At 57.2% G+C, this 5,367-nt stretch carries 5 protein-coding genes; 2 read left to right on the forward strand and 3 right to left on the reverse strand.

Annotated features, from left to right (window positions below; translation table 11 throughout):
• Positions 1-24: 24 nt before the first annotated feature.
• The 3 genes from NW818_RS00440 to mgtE all read right to left on the reverse strand — a co-directional run bounded on the left by NW818_RS00440 (position 25) and on the right by mgtE (position 2,529).
• Positions 25-726, reverse strand: coding sequence for an MgtC/SapB family protein (locus NW818_RS00440; protein ID WP_414388027.1), 702 nt, complete (start codon positions 724-726; stop codon positions 25-27).
• Between the two features lie 27 nt (positions 727-753).
• On the reverse strand, positions 754-957 hold the full coding sequence (locus NW818_RS00445) for a hypothetical protein (RefSeq protein WP_238376758.1): 204 nt from the start codon (positions 955-957) through the stop codon (positions 754-756).
• Between the two features lie 192 nt (positions 958-1,149).
• On the reverse strand, positions 1,150-2,529 hold the full coding sequence (mgtE, locus tag NW818_RS00450; RefSeq protein WP_414423543.1) for a magnesium transporter: 1,380 nt from the start codon (positions 2,527-2,529) through the stop codon (positions 1,150-1,152).
• Positions 2,530-3,452: 923 nt separating this feature from the next.
• Between mgtE and wecB the strand changes: the two genes are divergently transcribed.
• Positions 3,453-4,589, forward strand: a complete 1,137-nt coding sequence (wecB, locus tag NW818_RS00455) for a non-hydrolyzing UDP-N-acetylglucosamine 2-epimerase (RefSeq protein WP_414343264.1) — start codon at positions 3,453-3,455, stop codon at positions 4,587-4,589.
• A 178-nt stretch (positions 4,590-4,767) separates the two neighbouring features.
• Positions 4,768-5,343 (forward strand): ureidoglycolate lyase, encoded by a 576-nt coding sequence (locus NW818_RS00460; RefSeq protein WP_414388025.1) that lies wholly within the window; start codon positions 4,768-4,770, stop codon positions 5,341-5,343.
• The last annotated feature ends 24 nt before the right edge of the window (positions 5,344-5,367 follow it).

Here is a 5,367-nt window from a genome sequence, read left to right on the forward strand (position 1 = left end):
GCTTAGCGGTCGGAGTCGGGTAGTTTACCCAAATTCCTGTTCGATGATCCGCCATCGGGCAGTGATCACACCTGGCTCTAGGCTGAGGCGGCTGACGACAAGTTCTAGGGCCTGGTCATCGCGGGTCTGGGTGACTAGCTCTGCTTCGACTTTGACCAGATCAGGCTTGTCCTCCAGGTCTTCGCTGTAGAGGGCACGCAGTTTGAGATGGGTGGGAGCTATACCCTGCAGGAGCAAGGCGCGGATGTGGGCCTCTGCTTGGCTTTTGCAGATGAACGAACACTCATAGACCAGTTCCAGTTCTGTGCCTTTCAAAGGCTGCTGGTTGATGCGGTAGCCCAGTGGACGCAGCACAACGTTGGAGATCAACACAGCTGCGGCCCCAATGGCAGCTTGGGGAATGTACCCCGATCCGGCAAAGGCTCCCACCGCGGCTGCACACCAGATGGTGGCGGCAGTGTTCAGGCCACGGACGCTGGCTCCTTCCTTAAGAATCACGCCCCCGGCCAAAAAGCCAATCCCCGATACCACTTGGGCCGCAATACGGGTCGGGCTGCTTTCATCAGGGGTGAGAACCGAGAGCATGACAAACAAAGCTGCACCCGTGGCCACCAGGGTATTGGTGCGCAAGCCGGCCATGCGCTGCCGCCACTGTCGCTCCAGGCCAATGAGGGATCCCAGGACAAAGGCAACGGCCAAACGCAAGGTGAAGTCAATCCAGGTCATGCTCCGGTTCTCGTGAAAGGGTAAAGTTTAGCCATCCTCATCTGGGATCCCAAGGGCAGTGGCTTCCTGTTGCAAGGTTTGCCAGAGGGCTTCCAGTTGAGCAAAGGCGGATTCTGGGGCCAGCTTACCACCTGTTTCTAAAGCACAGGTTATGCCCACCCGATAGGCATACTGCTGCAGCCGTGACCGAAATTGAGCAGCAGCCAAGGGAGATAGAACTTTCAAGGTCATGGCACACCTCCTAAATGTTTGCTGTAACCCTTCGTTGGTCAAAGGACACCTCGTAAAAGTGCTCTGCGCCGCCGTCGCGATGGCCTTGTGGCGAGACTCTGAAAGGCTGATTTCTCAAGAAGGGCTGGATTATTCGTTCCTGGAACGCGCTTTGCCGGTGAGGTGCCCCCTGGATCCAGCGCCGGCGCAGCCCTAGAGCCCCACTTCAACCCCGACTAGCCAAGCCACCAGGGTGAAATACACCCAGAGGCCGGTGAAGTCTTTAATGGTGGTGATAAAAGGATCCGCTCCCGGAGCGTGGTCAAAGCCCAGCTTTAACATCACCCAGGGCAAAATGGCGCCCAAGATAGCCCCCAAAGTGAGGACAATGGCCAGAGCCAAGCCCACCGCTAGACCCAATTGTGGGATCCCGTTGGGTGCCCCCTGCCAGAAGTAGGCAATCACCCCAGCCGTGGCCCCCAGGATCACACCGATAATGCCACCAATGCTGGCTTCCCGCAGCAAATAGGGGAGAAACTGCCGCACGTTGATGTGGCCCCAAGCCAAGCCACGGGCAAAGATGGTCGTAGATTGGGTACCGACATTACCGCCCATATCCATGACCAAGGGGATGAAAATAGCCGCTGCCGTTACTGCTTGCAACACCTCCTCAAAGGTTTCGATCACTCCCCCCACCAACATGCCGCCAATCAAGGTGATGATTAAAAACGTGATGCGCAGGCGGACGGCATACCAACGGGAGCCTTTAACCAGGCGCTCGCTCCAAACCTTGTCTCGGCTGAGCAAGTTGCCCACCCCTGCTTGGGCCAGAGCGGCGTCGGTGGCTTCTTCTTCCACCAAGTTGATGACATCTTCAAAGGTGATATCTCCCACCAAGCGCCCTTCCGTATCCACCACCGGAATGGCCGGCAAGCCGGAATCTTTGAGCAAACGGGCTGCCTGGAGATCCCGGTCGGTAACCCGAGCAAAAGTATCCGATCCCTCAATCAGCTCCCGAATGGGCAAATCCGGATCTGCTTTCACGAGGCGCACGGTGCGAACCAAACCTTTGTAGAACCGCTGATCGTCCACCACAAAAATCACATCCAGCTCATCGTCTCCCAGTTGAGAGTCCCGCACGCTGGCCAGAGCAGCCCCGACGGTGAGGGTATCCCGTACCGACAAGTAGCGCAGGTTCATCAGCCGACCGGCACTGCGCTCTGGATAACCCAGCAAGATATTCACTGCTTCCCGAGCTTCTGGGCTGAGGTTGGCAATGAGGCGCTTGGTTACTTTGGCCGGCAACTCCTCAAACAGACGTACCCGCTCATCAGGTGGCAGAGCTTCTATGAGCTGGATCACTTCTGGGCTTTCCATGCTGCGAATGAGATCGGCCTGCTCTTCGGGCCGCAGATACTCAAACACTGCAATGGCTCTGTCTTTTTCCAGCAAGCGAAAAGCCAGTACCCGCTGCCGAGGTGAAATCTCCATCAACTGCTGCACCAGCTCGGCAATGGGAGCGCGGTTGGCCTCTCGCTTGGCGGCTTCCAAGGAAGCAGGGGTTAGGAGATCGCGAAGAACGTTGTGCCGCATGATAAACCTCCGAACGTTGGGGTCAGCCGGGATGAAGAGAACCAGGAGGTCAACAGCCAACCGGTGCTTCGAGGCTCACAGGGAAGCCCTGAAACCCTTGGATGGCCGCGCAGCAAGCCGTAGGTCTAGCGCCAGGCCTCCAAGCCCAGCTTGGATCGCAAGCGCCCAAGCCGATAAAAGGGACTCCAAGGGATCCCCAGGCCTGCGGAAACCCCAAAACCCACAACAGGAAAGTCAAGGGGAATCCCCTCGGAATTACTCCTGATCTCCCCTTTTCTGAACAGGGCTGCACAAACCCATTGCTCAGGTAAGGCTCTGCTCAGCTCATCTGTTCGTCGCCGACTGAGAGAGCCACCCAAGTCAAAAGCTAGCCGGGAAAACTCTCCCACCCCTTCGCGTTGGCGAAACGGGATCCTCTCAAGCGACGACAGAAGCTGTCAGCGGGGAAAAGGAAGACACCAGTAAGAGCCCAATCTTCAAGAACGTGCTCCTCGAAGACCATCCACTGGTGGCTGGCGCTACAACTACCGGAAGCGTCCATGCTGTTGAACGTTTTCCTCCAAAAAGGTTAACCGAAACAACCCGGACAGCCAGAAGAGGATCTCTTCAGCCCCCTTTAGGCTAGTTGCAGGAGTGGGATCCCGTCAACCCTTTTTCTCCAGCTCATCCGGTGAACAATCGGCGGAGCAGCTGGAGGGGTAAGATCGGGGTGAGCAGCAATAGCCCCCTTGTGGTTCCTCTCGTCTCGACATTGCCCTCAGCCTGACTCAGCAGAGTCTACATCTCGGTGGCTTGCGACCTTGAGCAACCCACGCCCTTCGCCGCCTCTGTTTTGTTAGTGGTTTTTGTTAGTGGTTTGTTGGTGGCCTTGCTTCAATGAGCTGCGCTTCCCATCTCCTACAGGTGCCGATGTCCTTGAGCTTATGGCCTCTCTTCCCCTCGTTGCCGTGATCTTGGGCACACGGCCCGAAGCCATTAAGCTGGCCCCGGTGATTCAAGCCCTGCGTGCCAGTCCCCATCTGCGCACCGAGCTGATCTTGACCGGACAACACCGGGAAATGGTGGATCAGGTGATGCGGCTATTCGGTCTGCAAGCGGATCGGGATCTGGCGATCATGCGCCCCCGCCAAAGCTTGACGGACATCACCGAAGCCACCTTGCGGGGCCTAGAACTCTACTTTCAAGAGCAACATCCTCAACTGGTTTTGGTGCAGGGAGATACCACCACCGCCTTCGCTGCCGCCTTGGCAGCTTTTTACCACCGGATCCCGGTTGGGCATGTGGAAGCCGGACTGCGCACCGATGATCTCTACAATCCTTTCCCCGAAGAGGCCAATCGCCGCCTGATCTCCCAGTTGGCCAGCCTGCACTTTGCCCCTACCCCCCAAGCCGTTGACAACCTGAAGCGAAGCCACGTGGTGGGATCCATCCATTGCACCGGCAACACTGTCATCGACGCCCTACTGCAAGTGGCCTCCCAAGGGATCCCCTGCCCCATTCCCGGCCTGGACTGGCAGCGCTACCGTGTCCTGTTGGTTACCGTGCACCGACGCGAAAATTGGGGGGATCCCCTAACCGCCATCGGCAAGGCTCTGCTGCAGATCTTGGCCGAGTTTCCCGATACCGCCCTTCTTTTGCCCCTCCATCCCAACCCCTTGGTGCGGGATCCCCTGCAAGCCCTGTTGGGATCCCATGAGCGGGCCTTTCTCACTGAGCCTCTGGACTATCCCCTCTGGGTGAGCGCCATGCAGCGCTGTACCCTCATCCTCAGCGACTCCGGCGGCATTCAAGAAGAGGCCCCTGCCCTGGGCAAACCGGTGCTGGTGCTGCGGCAGACCACCGAACGTCCTGAAGCGATTGCTGCCGGCACCGCCCGCCTGGTAGGCACACACCCCGAAAAGATCCTGAAGGCAGCCCGAGAATTGCTCACAGACCCACAAGCCTATGCCCGCATGGCCCAAGCCCAAAACCCCTTTGGCGATGGCACTGCCGCCCGGCAAATTCGCCACATCATCGAGCGGTGGTTTAACCCGCAAAGCCCTCGAGAAGAACAAAGTTAAGAATTAAAAGTTAAGAATTAAATAAGAATCAAAGATGTATAGACCGTTACCGGGAAAACCGTTTCTTTACCTATTGCTCTCAATAAGACAATTAATCTCAATAAGACAATTAATTAAGATAGAAAGCCTGACTCCAATCCAATTGACCCCAGTCCAATCAAGAGCGAGGATGCAAACCATGAGCACGACTGCAACTGCCACCACCGTTGTCCGGGTGCCGATTGTGGATGCCACCCCAGAAAATGTGCAACCCTTCGGCCAACTTATAGGGGACGATGTGGCCAATCCTGGGCTGGGGATCCCCTTTTATCAGGGGCGTGTCCTGGAAGGACAAAACATCGACTTTCAATACACCGGTAGAGCCGTTATCCGTACGGCTAAGATCCTGCCCGGATATCCACCTGTGCTCTGGCTGGAGCGCCACATGCGTATGACCCAGTTGTTTGTCGGCCTGGGGCAAGAGCCGTTCATCATGGTGATGGCTCCTCCCAACCATCCCAAAGCAGCTCCCGATCTCGACAAAGTACAAGCCCTGCGATTCCCTGCCGGGCATGGGCTGCTGCTGCACCTCGGCACGTGGCACGATTTCCCCATTGCCTGCGAGCGCCCCGTTGTGGTGCTAACCGCCAACTCCGAAGAAGTGGTGGAAGCCCTGGCCAGCATGAAAGGTGCCCAGGAAATGAATCAGGGGGATGTATTCAAAATTTCCCTCCCCCAACGGCTAAAAGCGGAGATCCACCTAGAGCTGGTGTAAACTACCCGACATCAACCGCTAGGC

It is taken from the genome of Synechococcus sp. R6-5 (assembly GCF_047461775.1).
Taxonomy (GTDB): domain Bacteria; phylum Cyanobacteriota; class Cyanobacteriia; order Thermostichales; family Thermostichaceae; genus Thermostichus.

Bases quoted from the DNA above. Each gene is read 5' to 3' on its own strand.
- mgtE (WP_414423543.1), bottom strand. From the start codon at position 2,529: ATGCGGCACAACGTTCTTCGCGATCTCCTAACCCCTGCTTCCTTGGAA.
- NW818_RS00460 (WP_414388025.1), top strand. From the start codon at position 4,768: ATGAGCACGACTGCAACTGCCACCACCGTTGTCCGGGTGCCGATTGTG.
- wecB (WP_414343264.1), top strand. From the start codon at position 3,453: ATGGCCTCTCTTCCCCTCGTTGCCGTGATCTTGGGCACACGGCCCGAA.
- NW818_RS00445 (WP_238376758.1), bottom strand. From the start codon at position 957: ATGACCTTGAAAGTTCTATCTCCCTTGGCTGCTGCTCAATTTCGGTCA.
- NW818_RS00440 (WP_414388027.1), bottom strand. From the start codon at position 726: ATGACCTGGATTGACTTCACCTTGCGTTTGGCCGTTGCCTTTGTCCTG.